Source organism: Sphingomonas eleionomae, from assembly GCF_049889035.1.
Lineage (GTDB): Bacteria > Pseudomonadota > Alphaproteobacteria > Sphingomonadales > Sphingomonadaceae > Sphingomonas.
On the sequence record NZ_JBLTWP010000001.1, the window covers coordinates 331,505 to 351,289 of the forward strand.

17 protein-coding genes are annotated in these 19,785 nt (G+C 64.6%); 7 read left to right on the forward strand and 10 right to left on the reverse strand.

The window, feature by feature from the left end; genetic code table 11:
* Positions 1–5: 5 nt before the first annotated feature.
* The 6 genes from ACNI3Q_RS01565 to ACNI3Q_RS01590 are packed head-to-tail and all read left to right on the forward strand — an operon-like array spanning position 6 to position 6,561.
* Positions 6–1,604 carry an NADH-quinone oxidoreductase subunit M gene (locus tag ACNI3Q_RS01565; RefSeq protein WP_426273557.1) on the forward strand — a complete coding sequence of 533 codons (1,599 nt, stop codon included), beginning with the start codon at positions 6–8 and terminating at the stop codon, positions 1,602–1,604.
* Positions 1,604–3,052 carry an NADH-quinone oxidoreductase subunit NuoN gene (nuoN, locus tag ACNI3Q_RS01570; protein ID WP_426273559.1) on the forward strand — a complete coding sequence of 483 codons (1,449 nt, stop codon included), beginning with the start codon at positions 1,604–1,606 and terminating at the stop codon, positions 3,050–3,052. The genes ACNI3Q_RS01565 and nuoN overlap by 1 nt, the downstream gene beginning before the upstream one ends.
* Before the next feature lie 8 nt (positions 3,053–3,060).
* Complete coding sequence (locus ACNI3Q_RS01575) at positions 3,061–3,762, forward strand: biotin--[acetyl-CoA-carboxylase] ligase (protein WP_426274173.1); 702 nt, start codon at positions 3,061–3,063, stop codon at positions 3,760–3,762.
* A 40-nt stretch (positions 3,763–3,802) separates the two neighbouring features.
* Positions 3,803–4,600 carry a type III pantothenate kinase gene (locus ACNI3Q_RS01580; protein WP_426273561.1) on the forward strand — a complete coding sequence of 266 codons (798 nt, stop codon included), beginning with the start codon at positions 3,803–3,805 and terminating at the stop codon, positions 4,598–4,600.
* A 40-nt stretch (positions 4,601–4,640) separates the two neighbouring features.
* Positions 4,641–6,281, forward strand: a complete 1,641-nt coding sequence (locus ACNI3Q_RS01585) for a ribonuclease J (protein ID WP_426273563.1) — start codon at positions 4,641–4,643, stop codon at positions 6,279–6,281.
* Positions 6,282–6,285: 4 nt separating this feature from the next.
* The gene (locus tag ACNI3Q_RS01590) at positions 6,286–6,561 is read left to right on the forward strand and encodes a DUF1467 family protein (RefSeq protein ID WP_426273565.1); all 276 of its coding nucleotides are present in this window, start codon (positions 6,286–6,288) and stop codon (positions 6,559–6,561) included.
* A gap of 21 nt (positions 6,562–6,582) precedes the next feature.
* Here the strand turns inward: ACNI3Q_RS01590 and ACNI3Q_RS01595 are convergent, their stop codons facing one another.
* On the reverse strand, positions 6,583–8,871 hold the full coding sequence (locus ACNI3Q_RS01595) for a coiled-coil domain-containing protein (protein WP_426273567.1): 2,289 nt from the start codon (positions 8,869–8,871) through the stop codon (positions 6,583–6,585).
* Between the two features lie 83 nt (positions 8,872–8,954).
* Between ACNI3Q_RS01595 and ACNI3Q_RS01600 the strand changes: the two genes are divergently transcribed.
* Entirely contained in the window at positions 8,955–9,248 is a 294-nt protein-coding gene (locus ACNI3Q_RS01600; protein WP_260019677.1) for an Hpt domain-containing protein, read from the forward strand.
* A gap of 3 nt (positions 9,249–9,251) precedes the next feature.
* On the opposite strand, the gene ACNI3Q_RS01605 is transcribed toward ACNI3Q_RS01600, so the two are convergent.
* The 9 genes from ACNI3Q_RS01605 to ACNI3Q_RS01645 form a co-directional block, all read right to left on the reverse strand.
* Positions 9,252–10,430, reverse strand: a complete 1,179-nt coding sequence (locus ACNI3Q_RS01605) for a vWA domain-containing protein (RefSeq protein WP_426273569.1) — start codon at positions 10,428–10,430, stop codon at positions 9,252–9,254.
* 5 nt (positions 10,431–10,435) lie between these two features.
* Positions 10,436–11,842 carry a hypothetical protein gene (locus ACNI3Q_RS01610; RefSeq protein ID WP_426273571.1) on the reverse strand — a complete coding sequence of 469 codons (1,407 nt, stop codon included), beginning with the start codon at positions 11,840–11,842 and terminating at the stop codon, positions 10,436–10,438.
* A 47-nt stretch (positions 11,843–11,889) separates the two neighbouring features.
* Complete coding sequence (locus ACNI3Q_RS01615) at positions 11,890–12,468, reverse strand: CHAP domain-containing protein (protein WP_426273573.1); 579 nt, start codon at positions 12,466–12,468, stop codon at positions 11,890–11,892.
* Positions 12,469–12,516: 48 nt separating this feature from the next.
* Complete coding sequence (locus ACNI3Q_RS01620) at positions 12,517–13,362, reverse strand: AAA family ATPase (RefSeq protein ID WP_260019674.1); 846 nt, start codon at positions 13,360–13,362, stop codon at positions 12,517–12,519.
* A gap of 71 nt (positions 13,363–13,433) precedes the next feature.
* Positions 13,434–14,159 carry a DUF6975 family protein gene (locus tag ACNI3Q_RS01625; protein ID WP_426273576.1) on the reverse strand — a complete coding sequence of 242 codons (726 nt, stop codon included), beginning with the start codon at positions 14,157–14,159 and terminating at the stop codon, positions 13,434–13,436.
* Positions 14,160–14,183: 24 nt separating this feature from the next.
* Positions 14,184–15,110 carry a nitrogen regulation protein NR(II) gene (locus ACNI3Q_RS01630; RefSeq protein ID WP_426273578.1) on the reverse strand — a complete coding sequence of 309 codons (927 nt, stop codon included), beginning with the start codon at positions 15,108–15,110 and terminating at the stop codon, positions 14,184–14,186.
* A gap of 209 nt (positions 15,111–15,319) precedes the next feature.
* Positions 15,320–17,350 carry an RNA polymerase sigma factor RpoD gene (gene rpoD, locus ACNI3Q_RS01635; protein ID WP_426273580.1) on the reverse strand — a complete coding sequence of 677 codons (2,031 nt, stop codon included), beginning with the start codon at positions 17,348–17,350 and terminating at the stop codon, positions 15,320–15,322.
* Between the two features lie 16 nt (positions 17,351–17,366).
* Positions 17,367–19,307, reverse strand: coding sequence for a DNA primase (gene dnaG, locus ACNI3Q_RS01640; RefSeq protein WP_426273582.1), 1,941 nt, complete (start codon positions 19,305–19,307; stop codon positions 17,367–17,369).
* Positions 19,304–19,759: a GatB/YqeY domain-containing protein gene (locus ACNI3Q_RS01645; RefSeq protein ID WP_260019669.1), complete on the reverse strand. Its 456-nt coding sequence runs from the start codon at positions 19,757–19,759 to the stop codon at positions 19,304–19,306. The genes dnaG and ACNI3Q_RS01645 overlap by 4 nt, the downstream gene beginning before the upstream one ends.
* Between the last annotated feature and the right edge of the window lie 26 nt (positions 19,760–19,785).

The window sequence follows — 19,785 nt, forward strand, 5'->3', positions numbered from 1 at the left end:
GGGCAATGAACGGTTTTCCAATCCTTTCGATCATGCTTGCCGTGCCCGCACTGGCGGCGGTGGCGTGCCTGTTCGCGGACGCACGGCGCGCCCGTATGATCGCGCTGATCGCGACGCTGATCGACTTCGCGCTGGGTTGCCTTTTGTGGGCCAATTACGATGTCGGCGGCGCCCAGTGGCAGTTTCAGGAAAGCTCCGCGATCTTCGGCCAGTTCACCTGGGCGCTCGGCATTGATGGCTTTGCCCTGATGCTGATCATGCTCAGCGTGTTCCTGATGCCGATCTGCATCGGGGCAAGCTGGGAAGCGGTGCAGAAGCGCGTGCCGGAATATATGGCCGCGTTCCTGGCGACCGAAGTGCTGATGATCGGCACCTTTGCCGCGCAGGACCTACTCCTGTTCTACATCTTCTTCGAGGCCGGCCTCATCCCGATGTATCTGATCATCGGCATCTGGGGCGGCGCCAATCGCATTTACGCCAGCTACAAGTTCTTCCTCTACACGCTGCTCGGCTCGCTGCTGATGCTGATCGCCATGATCTACATGATCGGCACGGCGGGCACGTCGAGCATCCCGGAACTGATGAACTACAACTTTCCGGCAGAGGTGCAGACCTGGCTGTGGCTGGCCTTCTTTGCCTCGTTTGCGGTGAAGATGCCGATGTGGCCGGTGCACACCTGGCTGCCTGACGCGCACGTTCAGGCGCCGACCGCCGGATCGGTGATCCTGGCCGGAGTGCTGCTGAAGCTGGGCGGATACGGTTTCCTGCGGTTCAGCCTGCCGATGTTCCCCGAGGCGACAGCACAGCTTGCCTGGCTCGTCCTCGCCCTTTCGGCGGTGGCGGTGGTGTACACTTCGCTGGTCGCGCTGGTGCAGAGCGACATGAAGAAGCTGATCGCCTATTCCTCGGTCGCGCACATGGCGATCGTGACGATTGGCCTGTTCGCGTTCAATCAGCAGGGGATCGAGGGCGCGATGATCGTCATGCTCTCTCACGGTCTGGTGTCGGGCGCGCTGTTCCTGTGCGTCGGCGTAATCTACGACCGCCTGCATACGCGGGAGATTGCGCGCTATGGAGGCTTGGCCATCAACATGCCGCGCTATGCGCTGCTGTTCCTGCTGTTTACCATGGCGTCCATCGGCCTGCCGGGGACCAGCGGCTTTGTCGGCGAGTTTTTGAGCCTGGCCGGCACGTATCAGATTTCGACCACCATCACGCTGATCTGCACCACCGGCATCATCCTTGGCGCCGCTTATATGCTGTGGCTCTATCGCCGCGTCGTGTTTGGTGAGATCAAGTCGGACGATGTCCGTGCTATGGCTGACCTGTCGGGTCGCGAGATTGCACTGCTGGCGCCGGTCGCTGCCGTCGTCCTCTGGATGGGCATTTACCCTGAACCGTTCATTGCGCCGATGCGGGCGGACACCACCGTTTTGCTGGCGCGGGTCAATCGTTCGGCACCGGTTGGGGACAGCCAGCCGACACAGGGCACCGCCGCCGGGCGCGCGGAATATGCCGAACGGGTCAAGGTGGCGGAAGGTCATCACGGATCGAGTGAAGAACACGGGTCGGCGGGTAAAGCCGCTGCCGAAGGGGCGCATTGATGAGTTACGCCAGCCAATTGATGTTTGTCCTGCCGGAGCTGGTGCTCACCATTGCCGCGCTGGTCCTGATGCTGTTCGCGGCATGGGGCGGTCCGGCTGCGACCCGGACGGTGACCTGGGTTTCGGTCGCTGCGCTGATCGGCGCGGGCATCGCCCTGGTCGGTCCGGCGTCATCGGGTGGGGAGGCGTTTGACGGCCTGATCCGCGCCGACGCCTTTTCCGCCTTTGCCAAGGTGCTGATCTATGCCGCTGCGGCGGTCGCCATGATCGTTGCCCCGCGGTTTTTCGAGGCAACGGCCGGCGAGAATCTTCGTCCGGAATATCCGGTGCTGATCCTGTTGTCGGCAGTCGGCATGGGCATCATGGTGTCTGCGGGTGACCTGATCACCCTTTACGTCGGCCTGGAGCTTCAGTCGCTTGCCGCCTACGTGCTGGCCAGCTTCATGCGGCGGGATACCCGTTCGGCCGAGGCGGGGCTGAAGTATTTCGTGCTCGGCGCGCTGGCCAGCGGCATTCTGCTCTATGGCATTTCGCTGGTCTACGGGTTCAGCGGAACAACCCTGTTCGACGGGATCGCCGCCGCTTATGCTGCGCCCGATGCAGGTATCGGCCTGCTGTTTGGGCTGGTGTTCGTGTTCGCCGGTCTTGCGTTCAAGATCAGCGCCGTGCCGTTCCACATGTGGACGCCCGACGTTTATGAAGGCGCACCGACGCCGGTCACGGCCTTCTTCGCCTCTGCACCCAAGGTGGCGGCCGTTGCGCTCGCTTTGCGCGTCGCGATGGAGGCGATGGGCCCGGCGGTCGATCAGTGGCGTCAGATCGTGATCTTTGCCAGCCTTGCCTCGATCCTTTTCGGCGCGGTCGCCGCGATCGGCCAGACGAACATCAAGCGGCTGCTTGCCTATTCCTCGATCAACAATATTGGCTTTGCACTGGTCGGTCTGGCTGCGGGGACGCAGGACGGTATTGCCTCCGTCCTGTTTTACATGGCGGTTTATGTCGTGATGACGCTTGGCTCGTTCTTGGTCGTGTTGCAGATGCGGCGCGAGGACGGCAGCCAGGTTGAGGATATCGCCAGCCTTGCCGGCTTGTCGCGCACTCGTCCGGGCCTTGCGCTCGCGCTTGCCATCTTCATGTTCTCTCTAGCGGGCATCCCGCCGCTGCTCGGCTTTTTCTCGAAGCTGGCGGTGTTCAACGCGGCAGTGGCAGCCGGGCTCTTCCCCTTTGCCGTCGTCGCGGTGCTGGGTTCGGTGGTCGGCGCCTATTACTATCTGAAGATCGTCAAGACGCTGTACCTGGATGAACCGGCACCCGCGTTCGCGCGGGGCGGCGATGTCGTTGAGGGCGGTTTGATCGCGGTCACTGCTGCGGCCATGTCCCCTATTGGCTGGTTCGCCCTGCCGGCGCTGACCGCCTGGACCAGCGCGGCGGCAGGGGCGCTGTTCTGACGGCGGATATCCGCACGGTCCCGGAAACGGGATCGACCAATGCCGATTGCCTGACCCTGGCCGGGGCGGGCGCGCCGGAGGGGTGCTGGCTTCGTGCCGATCGGCAGACCGGCGGGCGCGGGCGACAGGGTCGGACGTGGCAATCGCCGCCGGGCAACCTGTATGCCAGCACCATCGTCCGGCTGCGGTCGTGGGATCCTTCCCCGCCCAGTCTGGCGCTGGTCGCCGCCGGCGCGCTGCATGAAGCGGTTGGCAGCCTGGCGCTACTGGGTGACCGGCTGCGGATCAAATGGCCCAACGACCTGCTGATCGACCGGGCGAAGCTGTCGGGCATCTTGATGGAGCGATCCGGCGATGCCGTCGTCATCGGCTTTGGCGTGAACCTCGCCCACGCGCCCTCGCTCACGGATCGGGCGACCATCGCCTTGTCCGCCACCGGATTTGACGTGGCACCGCAGCAACTGGTCGAGGTGCTGGCGGCGACCTTTGCCCGGTGGCTGGGGCGGTGGCGTGATCGTGATCTTGCCGAAACACGGGCGGACTGGTTGGCGAGAGCCCATCCGGTCGGTACCGCGCTGTCCACGCACCTGCCGGACGGGTCTCGAATATCGGGACTGTTCAGGGGCATCGACCCTGCCGGTGCGCTGATGCTGGCAACATCGGATCAGGGGGTGATGACAATCCACGCCGGGGACGTGTTCCTTGTGTGATCCGCTCGCAATCGGGCAAGGAAGGGGCTAGGGGTTGGCCATGCTGCTTGCGATCGACGCCGGGAACACCAATATCGTTTTTGCGCTGATGGCGCCTGGGCCTGGCCCGGATGGTCGGCACAGCGTGCTCGCGCGCTGGCGGATCGCAACGGACCCGCGCCGGACCGCGGACGAATATGCCGTCTGGCTGAACCAGTTGTTGCAGCTCAACGATCTGGATCGCTCGGCCGTTGATGCGGTGATCATCGGCACGGTGGTTCCCCGCGCGCTCCACAATCTTCAGATGCTGGCCAGCAAATATTTCGGGACCGAAGCCGTCATCGCTGGCAAGGGCGACGCGGCATGGGGCTTTGCCCTGGATGTAGACGAGCCCGAAAGCCTGGGCGCGGACCGGGCGCTTAATTGCATTGCCGCCCATGCGCTGCACCCGGGCGATGCGGTGGTTATTGATTTCGGCACGGCGACGACGTTCGAGGTCATCGATTTTCGCGGCACGTACAAGGGCGGGGTAATCGCACCGGGCATCAACCTGTCGCTGGATGCGCTTTTTACCGCCGCCGCAAAGCTGCCGCGCATTGCGATCGAGGCACCGGCCAGCACCAGCGTGATCGGCCGTAATACGGTCGAACAGATGCATATCGGCATTTACTGGGGCTATATCGCGATGATCGAAGGGATGATCGCTCGGACCAAGGCAGAGGTCGGCCGACCGGCCAAGGTAATTGCAACAGGCGGGCTGGCGGTGCTGTTCGAGCGCCATACCAGCGTTTTCGATGTGATTGAGCCGGACCTGACGCTTCAGGGGCTGGCGATGCTGTGGTTGCGCACCCGGCAATGAACGATGGCGGCGCGAACCGCCCTTTGATGATTGGATGAATGTGACTCCAGGTAACGAACTGCTTTTCCTTGCGCTCGGTGGATCCGGCGAAATCGGGATGAACGTCAACCTTTACGGGACGCAGGGCAAATGGGTGATGGTCGATTGTGGCATCACCTTTAGCGGCGGTGAATATCCCGGCGTCGATATCGTGCTGCCCGACCTTCAGTTCATCGAGGATCGGCTCGACGACCTGCTCGGCATCGTGCTGACCCATGGGCATGAGGACCATATCGGCGCGCTGCCCTATCTGGCCGCCGATCTCGGCGTGCCGCTATATGCCACGCCGTTCACTGCCGGGTTGATCCGGGGCAAGCTGGACGAAGAGGGGGTGAGCGACCGGGTCGAACTGAACGTGATCGACAACCAGGGCAGTTTTGACCTTGGCCCTTTCCGGTTCACTTATGTCCCGCTGGCCCATTCGATTCCGGAGGGCAATGCAGTCCTGATCGAAACCAAGCACGGCGCCATTTTCCACACCGGCGACTGGAAACTCGATGATGCGCCGCAGATCGGCGTGCCGAGCACGGATGAGGAACTGAAGGCGATTGGCGATCAGGGCGTGCTGGCGCTGGTTTGCGATTCCACCAACGTCTTCAACCCCGAACCGTCGGGATCGGAGGGCGATGTCCGCGCCGGTCTGGCCGAAGTGATCGGCGCGGCGGAGGGACGTGTGCTGGTCACTACTTTTGCGTCCAATGCTGCACGGCTGAAGACGCTTGCGGACGTCGCACGGGACACGGGGCGCGAGCTTTGCGTGGCTGGACGGTCGCTGGACCGCATCCTGCGTGTTGCCAAGCAGACGGGATATCTGCGCGATTTTCCCGAAACGATCGATTTTGACGCAGCGATGCGGCTGCCGCGCAGCAGGGTGATGATCGTGGCGACCGGCGGGCAGGGGGAGCCGCGCGCGGCACTGGCGCGCGTGGCGGAGGGCACGCACCCGATCAAGCTGGAGAGCGGCGATACGGTCGTGTTTTCGTCCAAGCAAATCCCCGGCAACGAGATCGCGATCGGCCGCATCCAGAACATCCTGGCCGGCAAGGGCGTGGCGATGATCACTGACCGTCAGGCCCATGTCCATGTGTCGGGTCACCCGGGCCGCCCGGAACTGGCCGCCATGTATGGCTGGATCCGGCCGAAGTTCGTGGTGCCGGTGCATGGCGAAATCCGCCACATGGCCGAACAGGCACGGTTTGCGGTCAGTCAGGGTGTGCCGGGCGCCGTCGTGCAACAGAATGGCGAGATCATCCGCCTGGCACCGGGGCAGCCGGAACGGGTCGGCTTTGCGCCCGCCGGTCGGCTGGTCCTGGATGGTGACGTGATCCTGCCCGCCGATGGCGGCACGATCAACGAACGGCGCAAACTGGCGCTGAATGGCCAGATTTCGCTGGCCGTGGCCGTCAGCCGTGCTGGCAAGCTGATCGGCCGGCCGCAGGTCCGGCTGAACGGCGTTCCGGTCGAAGAGGAACGCGACAGCTTTCTGGATGAGGCGGAGACGGCCGTCGAAAAGGTCGTGGCCGATCAGGGTGCGGGCAACCCGGACAAGCTTCGCGAGGCGCTGCGCCTGGCGGTTCGCCGCGTCGCCACCCGCTGGACCGGCAAGAAGCCGGTTGTGGACGTGCTGTTGATCGGGGGCTGACCAAATGGCGTGGCAATCGGCCCTGGCAATCTATTTCCTGTTCTGGATGCTGTGCCTGTTCATCGTCCTGCCGTTCATGCGGCGACAGGGGGACGAAGGCGTGCCGGTACCGGGGCAGGCGGACGGCGCGCCCGCGCGGTTCAGCTTTGGCAAGCTCGCCCTGTGGAACACGGTGGTGTCAACCACCCTGTTCACGCTGTTTGTGCTGAATTACCGCAATGGCTGGGTGACGATGGAGATGCTGGATATCACCCGGCTGATGGGGCCACCGCCGCGCTGAGCGGGCCAGCAGACCCTGCGATCAGATGCGTAGCCGTTCGATCGCCTGCGCCAGCGCGACGTACAGCTTGCCCATGTCGGACGACAGCAGCGTGACGCCCAGCGGCGATCCATCGCGCAGGCCAAGCACCTGTCGCAGCATCGATTCGAAATCGTGGATGTAGCGGTTGATCTGTTCCCGCACCGAATCGTCATTGTCGTAAAGCTGGGCAATCTCGCGCGCCTGACCGGGTTCGAGCAGCCGCACGGCACGGCGGGTAAAGACGCCGCGATCTCCCTTCAGATAGGCGGACCAGGCACTGTCGGTCACGTCCTGGGCAAAGATCTTTGCGATATCGATGGAGGTTGAATTGAGCGCCTCGATCAACAGCGACACGCGGCGGGCAAACTGGTCATGGTCGTGCTTGTCGCGTTCCTCGCGCGCGTTCTGCAGCCGGGTTTCGACCGTCGCCGTCGCCTCTGCAATCGCGAAAATCTGCTGGCTGAGCCGTTCGGAGGCGCGGGCCACGGCCATGCTGGCCGCGTCACCTGCCTCTGCCAGTTCGTCAATCTGCCGCCGGACGGTGCGGTCGACGGCGTTTTCCAGCGCGGCCGTCCCCTCGGTTTCCAGCTGCCGGACGGCCGACGGGATCACATCGCCCAGCGTCTTGCGGGCATGATCGCTGGCGGTCTGTGCCGTTTCCCGGATACGGACCAGCGTTTCGATCAGATGCGGTGCCGAATCCTCGGCAAAGCGGCGTGTCGTTTCGATTGTCGCGTCCGCAATCGCCCGCACGCCATTGATCCGGTCATGTCCAGTATCCAGCGTCTCCAGAAGATGCTGTGACAGTGCGGCCAGCGTATCCCGCTGCGTTGCAATGACCCCGGCGATCGCCTCGATTGCGTCGTGCGTGCTTTCGGCAGCGGTGACCAGGGCAAGCAGCTCCGGCTTGGCATCCATGACGACGCGGCGGCTTGCGGCAATCCGATGGTCGAGCCGCGCCAGCGCCTCAGGCAGGGTTTCGTCCACTTCGCGTGCCGCGGCCTCGAGCGCCAGCAGCAGCGATTCGGACGTTACGATGACCGATCGGGCCATGTCGTCGCCGCTTTCCAGAGTGCGCGTCATCGCCTGAGCCGATTGGTCCAGCGCGCTGATCGCAGCAGCCAGCGACTGGCTGCGCTCCAGGCCGAAACTGTGCATGGCGGCCATCCGCTGATCGGCGTGATCGACGCCGCGATCCAGCCGTTCGAACAGGGCATCCGTCGCGCCGCGCTGCTCGCCAAGCCGCTCGGCAACCCGTTCAATCGACTGTTCAATCGCCGAAATCCGGTCGGCCAGTGCGGCGCTGCCCTCCAGCCCGGTGCGTTCAATCGCCGCCTGATTGGTGGACAGCATGGCCAGCATGGCCTCGCCCTGAGCGGAGATGCCGCGACGCGCCTCTTCGATCGCAGTAGCGGCGCGGTCCAGCACACCGTCAACGGCGTCCGACATCTCGCTGGTAACTGCCTCCAGACGGGCGCCGGCAACTTCGCTGGTCGCCTCCATCCGGCCGATATGGGCGGCCAGCCGCTCGGCCGCGCCGCCCGCAATCTCGTTTGCTTCCCGGCCCCGCTCGGCAACCCGGGCCAGTTCGGCGGAAAGCGACGCGACATGCTCGCCAGCGCGCAGCCCGGCCGTATCGAGAGCGGCGGTCATCTCCTCCGCCTCCGCCTTTGCCGTGGGCATCAGCGACATGACGAGGTTCAGCCGCTGATCCACCCGGTCCATGCTCTGGTCCAGGCGTTCGGCGCTGCCGATGATCGTGCGGCTCTTGTCGGCTGCCAGTTCGCTGGCACGGGCCATGCCGTCGCCGGCGCGCTCACCCATGGCAATCAGCTCACCGGTCTGACGGCTCAGTTCCTGCCGGTTGGTCTCCAGCGTCGCGCTGATCGCCGCGATCGCCCGTTCCAGTGCCGCCGCCTCGGCGCGCATCCCGGCGGATGTCGCGGCGAACCGGCGTGCCTCGGCACGGCTGGTCCGCATCAGCAGCAGGCAGAGCGTGGTGATAAGCACGATCGGCACGCACAGCGCCGCAATGAACTGAACCAGCGCGACCGGCGCCATGCCAGCGGCTAGGACGGGCGCAGACAGCCACAGCATCGTACCCAGCCAGCCCAGCGACAACAGGACGGTAAGCGCGATCAGCCAGCCGTGCCGCACAGGTTCGGCCGCAGGCTGCTCCCCGTCGGTCGTCCAGACCGGTTCATCCGACTGTTCCGGCATTTCCACCTGGTCCGCGACCGCATCCGACCGTTCCGGGCGAATGTCGATGATCCTTGAGCCCCCGTTCATGGCAATATGGTTACCACATTATCGGGGGACGGACACCCTGGTTTGGTAACATTTGATTAACTGTGGCGCGATACCATCGGCTTATGGCCTATGATCCCGGAGCAATCGACGCGACATTGGCGGCAGCGGTCGGCGACGAGCCTGCACTGATCGCGGAACTGCGCGAAGCGTTTCTTGATGGCGTCAAGCGGTGCATTGCCGTGATGGAGGATGCCGACGAGCGCGATGGATGGCGGGTCGCGGCACTGCGGCTCAAGGGGCTGGCGGCCAGTTTCGGTGCCGTCCGCCTGATGGCGCTGGCCGGTGAAGCGGCGGATGCGACGCCGGGCGACGCCACGCTGTTGCGCCGGATGCGGCGGGCAGTGGAGCGGCTCTGACCCCTATTTCCTGCGGCTGAGTTCCCGCATCGCATCGTCCAGGCCAGCCAGGGTCAGCGGATACATCCGGTCCCGCATCGCATCGCGGATCAGCCGCGTCGAATGGCTGTATCCCCAATGCTCCTCGGCCACCGGGTTGATCCACGCCGCCGATTTCCACATCCCCGTCAGGCGGCCAAGCCACGTGATCCCGGCCTCTTCATTGAAATGTTCCACCGAACCGCCGGGATGGGTCAGCTCATAGGGGCTCATCGCGGCATCGCCGACCAGCACCAGTTTGTGATCCGGGCCGAACCGGTGCAGCAGATCCAGCGTCGAAATGCGTTCCGACGTGCGGCGGCGATTATCCTTCCACACGCTTTCATAGGGGCAGTTGTGGAAATAATAGAATTCGAGATGCTTGAACTCGCTCGTCGCCGCTGAAAACAGCTCTTCGACCAAGCGGATATGCGGGTCCATCGATCCGCCGACATCGAGCATCAGGATCAGCTTGACCGCATTGTGCCGTTCCGGGCGTAGCCGGACGTCCAGCCAGCCCTGTCGTGCGGTACCGCTGATCGTCGCATCAAGGTCAAGCTCTTCCGCCGCGCCTTCGCGGGCAAAGCGGCGAAGCCTGCGCAGCGCCAGCTTGATGTTCCGCGTGCCCAGTTCCCGGCTGTTGTCGAGATTGCGAAATTCGCGCGCTTCCCACACCTTTACGGCGCGGCCCTGTTTCCCTTCGCCGCCGATCCGCACCCCTTCGGGATTATAGCCGCCATTGCCGAACGGGCTGGTGCCGCCGGTACCGATCCATTTCGATCCGCCCTCGTGCCGTTCCTGCTGCTCGGCGAGCCGCTGGCGCAGCGTTTCCATGATCTCGTCCCAGCTTCCCAGCGCCTTGACGCGGGCCATTTCCTCCGGGGTCAGAAACGCCTCTGCCACGGCGCGCAGCCATTCTTCGGGCAAGACCGCCTCCGGCGGCAGCGCGGGTCCGGCCGCACCGCGGAATATCCGTGCGAATACCTGATCGAACCGGTCGATCAGTCCTTCGTCCTTTACGAACGTGGCGCGGGCCAGGAAGTAGAATTGTTCCGGCGTGCGGTCGATCACATCCTGTTCCAGCGCCTCCAGCAGGATCAGGTGTTCCTTCAGGCTGGCCTGGATACCGGCGGCGCGCAGGGCGTCGATAAAGCCGTGGAACATCGGGTTCAGCGCCCCTGCCGCTGATACAGGCGCCAATGCGTGCCGGACATGCCCGTTGCGATGCGCCCGGCGATCGGGCGGTAGGTGCCGCCGCACAGCGTCATGCTGGCCGGGAAACGCTCACCCTTGTACCGGTCGGCCAGGATGAAGGGCGCAGCCGGGCACGGTGTATGCTGCAGCGTGACCGGATAGCGCGCCTGAGCCGCCGCCACCTCGACCATCGCATCGGCGGTGGGCCGTTCCAGATAGAGACGGGTGCCAGCGGGCGAGCGCTGTTTCAGGACGGCGATGGCGACGGCCGGATCGGCGCGTCGGTTGCGGATCAGCTCGACATTCTGGACCATCGCACCGACCAGCATGGCGATCAGCGCACCTGCCCCTGCGGTGCGGCGCCAGCCACCCGAAGCGATGGCGCGGCCGGTCATCTCCCCCAGCATCAGCAGCAGCGCGATGCCCGCGACCAGATAATAGCGCGGATGGCCGACATTGCCCGACTGAAGCAGCGCCAGCATCGCGGGGAAGGCCAGGATGGCCAGGCGATAAAAGGCCATGCGGCTTGCCCCGGCGGACCGCGCCACGATGACCGCCCCGCCAACCAGCGGCAGCAGCCAGAGCGAATTGAACGGCCAGCCGATGGTATAGCCGAACATCTCGATAATGCCGTGCAGGAACAGCTTGAGGTCAAAGGGTTCGTAGCTGCCGAACTGGAACCCGCGTGGATCGGCCGCCGCTGCGCCTGCGATGATCGCCAGCGCAAGCAGCGTCGCCAGCAGGGCGGGCCAGAACAGGGTCAGCGATCCCGTGAACGCACTTTCAGGACCGCCACGCTGCCACAGCGCAAAGAACACCCAGCCGCCCAGCGCGACGATCCCGAACAACATGGTCATCTGACTGAAAATGCCGAGGAAACAGCACAGCGCGATCGCGATCTGGGGCCGATATGCTGCATCGCTGCGTGCCAGCCATCGGTCGACTAGCAGAATGGCGGTCAGGAACGCCAGCGCCATCGGGGCATAACCCCGCGCTTCCGACCCCATGGTGACGAGGATCGGCGACAGGGCGAACAGAATGGCGGTTGCGATCATCGGCCATCGGCCGCGCGGCGCGGCGATCATCGCCGCGACCGGAATGGCCAGCGTGCCGGTGACGATGGCGGGCAGCCGGGCAAGCCATGACGGTGCGCCAAGCCCCACGGTCTGCAGCCATAGTGAGTTCAGGTGATGGCTATTGTCGTGGTTGATGTTGAAAAAGATACCAAGCGGCGTGCCGACATCATGCGCCAGGCGGGCTGACCATGCCTCATCCAGCCACAGGCCACCCCGGGCGGATAGCAATCGCAGGACAAGGCCGGCCAGCGTGATACCGGCGATCGCAAGCCAGGATTGCCGCATTGCCATGTCCCGCCTTGCCATGCCGACAGCTTTAGGCGCTGGCCCCATGGTCCATCAAGTCCCCCCGCCTAGCGGGCATAGGCGTCAATGAGCGACCCGACATAGTCGGGTGCCTCTGCCGTCAATTCGGGCGAGGGGCGGGCAGGGGGCGTCCCGGCGCCAACCGGGCGGCCATGGATGAACCCGGCGATCGGATAGCGGCTGGAACCGAGACCGTCATTGTCGCGGTACCACACCTTGACCTCGCTCCAGTCGCCGCGGGCCGACACGTCGAACAGCGTGACGTCGCGTTCCGCGCGGCCGCGCTTGCCGCCGAACCGGGACCAGTTGGCATGGGTGACCATCAGGACGCGGCGCTCGACAATGCGACTGACGACCGCGACATGGCCAAGGCGCAGGTGCGCCGCGCGCTCAAAGACGATGACCGATCCAACGCGCGGCGTGCGGCTGCGCTCGTAACGGCCCTTTGCCGCATCCCACCAGGTCCAGGCATCGCCATAGATCTGAATACCCGACATCTGCCGGGCAAAGGGGACGCATTCGCCGACATAGCTCGACCAGCTGCCCGCACGGACGGGGGTGGCGACGGGCACGGCCATGACCAGGCCGCACAGCACGGGAACGGAGAAGAATCGGGCGACGCGCATCGCCATACGCTATGCCCGTGATGGTTTACATCGGGTTGCTGGCGGCGATCAGTTCCCCGATCGGCGGGCCATGAAGGCCAAGCGTTCGAACAGCATCACATCCTGTTCGTTCTTGAGCAGCGCGCCATGCAGCGGCGGGATCGCCTTTGTCGGATCGCGGTTCTGCAGCACCTCCAGCGGCATATCCTCGTGCAGCAGAAGCTTTAGCCAGTCGAGCAGTTCGGACGTGGACGGCTTTTTCTTGATGCCCGGCACCTCGCGCACCTGATAGAACAGGTCGAGCGCGCGGCTGACCAGCAGCTGCTGGATGCCGGGGAAGTGCACGTCAATGATCGCCTGCATCGTCTCGCGATCGGGAAAGCGGATATAGTGGAAGAAGCAGCGGCGCAGAAAGGCGTCGGGCAATTCCTTTTCATTGTTCGACGTGATGACCACGACCGGCCGTTCGGCGGCACGCACCGTTTCGCCGGTTTCATAAACGTGGAACTCCATCCGATCGAGTTCCTGAAGCAGGTCGTTCGGAAACTCGATGTCCGCCTTGTCGATCTCGTCGATCAGCAGAACCGGCAGGCGATCGCTGACAAAGGCGTCCCACAGCTTGCCCCGGCGGATGTAATTGCCGATGTCGTGGACGCGCGGATCGCCCAATTGTCCATCGCGCAGGCGGGCGACCGCATCATATTCATACAGGCCCTGCTGCGCCTTGGTCGTCGATTTGACGTTCCATTCGATCAGGGGCGCATCCATGGCGCGGGCGATTTCCTGTGCCAGCACGGTCTTGCCCGTGCCCGGCTCACCCTTGACCAGCAGGGGGCGGCGCAGCGTGACTGCGGCGTTCACCGCCACCCGCAGATCGTCGGTCGCCACATAGCGATCGGTGCCGTCAAAACGCATCAGCCACTCCGTTCCGTTCTGCAACCGACCTTTGCATAGCGGCGCGTCAGGTCATGGCAAGCGAAACGGGGTCAGATCCGGCTGCGGGCATCGGCACGCGCGGCAAGCAGATCCCACAGGCCGCGATGCTGACTGATCAGCTGTTGCGCACCGAACAGAAGCGCGCGCTCCACCGGCGTGCTGCCGGCAACCTGCTCGACCATCGCTGCGGTTTCATAGCGTTCGGGAAGCGCAAGGCGGGGCGGGGTGACCCCCAGCCGGTTGGCGACATTGTCCATCACCAGGCGCAGTCCCGGCCAGTCCAGCGACAGGGCAACCGCAGCGCCCAGCGCACAGCCGCGACGATCGGATCGTCCCAGCATGTCCAGCGCGTGTCGCTGGGCCGCAACGGCGGCCTCTGCCTCTGCCTGACCCGGCGTACTGGGCAGGGGGCCGACCGCCGAAACCAGACGGGCAAGGAAACCGCGCTCTGCGGCAAAGGCACCGGCGGCATCGGCGGCCCACTGGGCTGCTTCGGCGGGATCGCCATGGCTGGCGGCCAGGTCGATCAGCCCCGGATAGCGCCCGTGCAGCACGCACAGATGGTGCACGATGTCGGCCAGATCGCGTTCGGGAAAGCCGGATCCGCTGGCACGGCCGATGAACCGGTGCGTATGCGCTCCATCCGCCTCGATCAGCGCCGACAGGGCATCCCAAGCGTTGCCGAAACCGTGAACTGCCGCCTGTGCCATCGTGTCGTCATGCTCCCGCAAGCCGGCGTCCAGCGCGCCGACCGCCTCGTTCTGAGCGGCGACCATAGGCAATGGCGGTAAAGAGGGGGTTTAAGCAGGCAACATTTTGTCGCCCTGACGCACGGCCAGTACGGCCTGCACCGACAGGATGGTCGCGCCGCCGAAGATCGGGCCCAGCGCGACCATCACCGCAACCGGATCATGGCCATGGGCCAGCAGGGTCGCACCGATCACCCGGGGGGCACCATCGGCGAACACCGCATTGACCGCATCGGTAACAGCCACGCGGGAGCCGATATCGAACAGGCTGGCCACCCGAACCTGCTCCAGCGCCGGCGCGCAAAGCCCGGTCAATCCAGCCAGCGATGCCATCGATCCCGCGCAATAACCGCGCGGGTTGATCCTCAGCGTCGCCACGCCGGGTAGCATCGCCATCGCCTCGTCAAGCGCGCCGAGCGCAGCCTGGGCCGTGGCGAGCGCATGGTGCAGGCCCATGTCGCGAGCGATCAGGGCGACCCCGTTGGCAATCGGCTGCATCGACAGGGACAGCTGCCGTTCCCGGCCGATTTCGCCGACAGCCAGCTCCATTGCATCGGCCATGCGGGACAGGGCAACGCGCCGCAGGATCGCGATGGGATAATCATTGCCCGCGAACATTGGCAGTTCATCGAACCGCGCCCCGATCATCGGGGCATCGCCATCACCGAACAGGTCGCGCGCCGCCCGGTTATGCCAGCCGATGATCAGGCGATCGTCCATCAGCAGGACGGGAAGGGGCAGCGCCTCCATCACCGGATGCCCTGCATCCGATCCATCGCCCGGCCGGTCTGCTGCATCGGTGCGAGCAGCGTCCAGCAACTCGCTGGCCATCAGGACAAGTCGGGAGCGGCCACGCTTGTTGATGAATACCGGGCGGTTGAGCGCGCGGTCCTGCCACTCGCCAAAATTTCGGACCAGCTCGGACGCCGATACCGTAACCGGCGCATTGGCGCCGTTCGCGCCCGCAAGAGCCGACATGCCGTCCCTCCCATTCTGGTTGACGGGAGGATCGCACAGACGCCGGATCAGTCCAGACCCGTCTTGGTCCGAAATCGAACCAAATACGTAGCAGGAACGCGCAATTAGCCGAACACCGGCAATGCCGGAATACGGCATTTCAGCAATTTACCGAAATGATGCGGTCACCGAACAGGTCCGGTTAACGCATCCGATCCGGATGCGATTGCCTATTGATCCAGGAAGCTACGCATCTTCCGACTGCGGCTGGGATGTTTCAGCTTGCGGAGCGCCTTGGCCTCGATCTGCCGGATACGCTCGCGGGTCACGCTGAACTGCTGACCCACTTCTTCAAGCGTATGGTCGGTATTCATGCCGATGCCGAACCGCATGCGAAGAACGCGCTCCTCACGCGGCGTCAGCGAGGCCAGAACGCGAGTGACGGTTTCCTTGAGGTTCGCCTGAATGGCGGCATCCACGGGGATGACGGCATTCTTGTCCTCGATAAAGTCGCCCAGATGGCTGTCTTCCTCGTCGCCGATCGGCGTTTCGAGGCTGATCGGTTCCTTGGCGATCTTCATCACCTTGCGAACCTTTTCCAGCGGCATGGACAGGCGCTCGGCCATCTCCTCCGGCGTCGGTTCGCGGCCCTGTTCGTGCAGGAACTGGCGGCTGGTGCGGACCAGCTTGTTGATCGTTTCGATCATGTGCACCGGAATGCGGATCGTCCGCGCCTGATCCGCGATCGACCGGGTGATCGCCTGACGAATCCACCAGGTCGCATAGGTGCTGAACTTGTAGCCGCGGCGATATTCGAACTTATCGACCGCCTTCATCAGGCCGATATTGCCCTCCTGGATCAGATCCAGGAACTGAAGCCCGCGGTTCGTGTATTTCTTGGCGATGGAAATGACGAGGCGGAGGTTTGCCTCAACCATTTCCTTCTTGGCGATCCGCGCTTCGCGCTCGCCCTTTTGCACCATGTTCACGATGCGGCGGAACTCGGCCAGGCTCATGCCCGTCGCCTGCGAGATTTCGGCGATTTCGACGCGGATGCGATCGACACCGTCGGTTTCGTTCTCGGCAAACGCCTTCCACTTCTTGTCGATCCCGGCGACCGAGGTCAGCCAGTTCTCGTCAAGCTCGCTGCCCATATAAGAGGCGAGGAAAGCGGCGCGCGGCACCTTGTGCCGTTCGGCAAGGCGCAGCATCTGGCCGCCCAGCGCGGTCAGGCGCCGGTTATAGCTGTACAGCTGATCGACCAGATATTCGATCTTGGCCTGATGAAACTGCACGCTTTCGACCTCTGCGGTCAGATCTTCGCGCAGCTTCTGATATTTCTTTTCGTCGGACGACGAGAATTCGGCACCGGCAGCCATGGCGTCGATGCGCGCCTGCTGCACCTTCGAAAACTTTTTATAAATGGCCGTGATGTTGGCGAACTTCTCAAGCGCCTGCGGCTTAAGCTGCTCTTCCATCTGGGCGAGGCTCAGGGTGTTGTCCTCGTCCTCATCGTCGGACGGGCGGCGCGCACGCCGCTCGGTCATCGATTCGTCATCGTCCTCGTCGGCCGATTCCTCCTCGATATCCTCTTCTTCCTTGAAGGACGGGCCAGCGGTCTTTTCGCTGATCTCGCCGTCGCCTTCCTCGTCCTCGTCGGACAGCGATTCGGGCGCCGGATCCTTGGACAGCATGGCATCGAGATCGAGGATCTCGCGCAGCTGCATCGTCCCTTCGTTCAAGGCCGTGGACCAGCCGATGATCGCGTTGAACGTGATGGGCGATTCGCACAGGCCCAGGATCATGGTGTCCCGGCCCGCCTCGATCCGCTTGGCGATGGCGATTTCGCCCTCGCGGCTCAGCAGTTCGACGGCGCCCATCTCGCGCAGGTACATCCGGACGGGATCGTCCGTGCGGTCGACGGTTTCCTTCTTCTTGGTCTCGACGATCAGCGTGCCGTCATCGCCGCCATCGCCCGAATCGAGATCATCGGCGGGATCTTCCTCCGCCTCGCCGTCCTCGCCGGCATCCTCGTTCTCGACCACATTGACGCCCATGTCGGACAGCGCCGACATCACATCCTCGATCTGTTCAGACGAGAACTGATCCTGGGGCAGCATTTCGTTGAGTTGATCGACGGTGATGTAGCCGCGCTTTTTAGCGCGCGCGATCAGCTTTTTGATCGAACCTTCGTTCAGATCAATCAGCGGCGCGTCACCAGCCTCGATCGTGTCATCCCCGCCGCCATTCGACTTCGCCATCAAAAACCCTCGAAACTCATCCCGCGCTGCCCGACCGCGGTGATTCTAAATCGTCTTTGTCCGATACCATCAGATTTGCAAGCCGTGCCTTCAAGGCAATCGACTCGCGCAGCAAGGCCTGCTGGCGGTCGAACGCGGCGGGATCGTCACTGGCGGATGCCGCAGCGGTCGCCTCTGCCAGTGCTCGTTCCACCCGTGGCCCCGCGGCCAGGATCGCGATCGCCTCACCCAGATCGGATGCGGCGCGGCGGCGCTGGTCGTCAATTTCGGCATGCCGGACCGGATCGTCCGCCTCGCCATGCGCGATCGGCCGGGTGAAACTGAACGCAAGCCCGTCAGCACGCAGCATATCGGTTGCCATCTGATCGAAACCGGATTTCGCCAATATGGTGCGCAGCCGGTCAGTATCAAGCGCCTGATCTTCCAGCGCGACATCGATCACCGCCTCGAAAAGGCGAGACAGGGCAGTGTCGGCGCGGGCAAGCGAATGAAGCACCTCCAGATGCCGCGCGATTTCCGCCGGATGGCGGATCAGGCCGGCCAGCACTGCCTTGGCCAGCACGCGGTCGATGCCGCCGGCACCGATCGCCCGCGCCTCGTCCACCGGGGGCGGATCGGGCGGGGTCCACCACGGCTTGCCCCGCTGGCCGCGTGCCTGGGGACGGCGGAGCGCGCTGCCGCCGGGATTGTCGCGGCGGGGCGGGGCGAAATGCGCGTCCGCCCGGTTGCGAAACTCGGCCAGATATTCCTCGCCCACGCCGCGATCGGCAATCGCACGGGCATGGGTGGTCAGCCGCCGCTTCAGCCCGGCCCGCTGTTCAGGCGTATCCAGCGGCTCGGCGGCCAGTTCGTGCCGCCACAGCCGGTCAACCAGCGGTTCGGGCTTGGCCAGCAGCGCCTCGAACGCGGCCGGTCCGGCAGAGCGGACCAGGTCGTCCGGGTCCTGACCCTGGGGCAGGGTGACGAACGACAGGCTGCGCCCCGGTGCCAGCATGGGCAGGGTGCGGGTGGCGGCGCGGATGCCCGCCTTTTGCCCCGCACTGTCGCCGTCGAAGCACAGGATGGGGACATCCGCCATTCGCCAAAGCCGTTCCAGCTGATGCTCGGTCATCGCGGTGCCAAGCGGGGCGACCGCCTCCTCAAACCCGGCCTGGGCGAGCGCGATCACGTCCATATACCCTTCGACCGCGATGATCCGCCCCGTCCGGCGGGCGGCGGCGCTGGCGCGGTCGAGGTTGTAAAGCTGCCGCCCCTTGTCGAACAGCGGCGTTTCGGGGGAATTCAGATATTTCGGTTCGCCGTCCCCGATGATGCGGCCGCCAAAGGCGATGACCCGGCCGCGCGGATCGCGGATCGGGATCATCAACCGGCCGCGAAACCGGTCATAGGGTTCCTTGCCCTCCACCTCGATCAGCAGCCCCGCCTCGATCAGCAGGCGGTCGCCATAGTCCTTGAGCGCGTCACGGATGCCCCGCCGGCTGTCGGGTGCAAAGCCCATGCCGAACGCGCGGGCCGTCTGTGCCCGGATGCCACGCCGTTCCAAGAGGGCGCGGGCCTCCGCCCCGTTCACGCCCCACAGCTGGTCGGCGTACCAGGCGGCGGCATCGGCGCATGCCTCGTGCAGCCCCTTTGCCCGCTCCGCCTTTTCCGCCGCGCGCGGATCGGGCGCGGGCATCTGCATCCCGGCCGCATCGCACAGTTCCTTGACCGCATCGATAAAGCCAAGGCCGCGCTGATCCGTCATCCAGCGGATGGCATCGCCATGCGCCCCGCACCCGAAGCAGTGGTAAAAACCTTTATCGTCGTTGACCCAGAAACTGGGCGTCTTTTCATTGTGGAACGGACAGCACGCCTTGTATTCCCGACCCGCCCGGACAAGCTTGACCGTCCGCCCGACCAGCGCAGACAGCGTGGTGCGTGCGCGCAATTCGTCGAGAAAGGCGGGGGTTAGCGTCACCCCGCCAGCGCAGCCTTTACCAGGCCACTGGCCTTGCTCATGTCGAGCTGGGTACCGTGGCGCGATTTCAGCTCCGCCATCACGCGGCCCATGTCCTTCATGCCCGCCGCGCCGATATCGGCCTTGATCGCCTCGATCGCCGCGGTGGTTTCGGCCTCGCTCATCTGTTGCGGCAGGAAGCGTTCGATGACCGCGACCTCCGCCGCCTCGATCGCGGCCAGCTCTGCACGGCCGCCCTGTTCGTACATGGCGATCGATTCGCGGCGCTGCTTGACCATTTTCTGGAGCACATCGACGACCACGGTGTCGTCGTCGCCCTGTGCGGTGGCGGTGCGCAATTCGATGTCGCGGTTCTTGATCGCGCTTTGAATCATGCGGATTGTCGCGGTTGTCGGCTTGTCGCCGCCCTTCATCGCGGTGACGAGCGCGGTCTTGATATCATCCCGAATCATGGGGCTTCCCGGCAAAGGTTGAAACG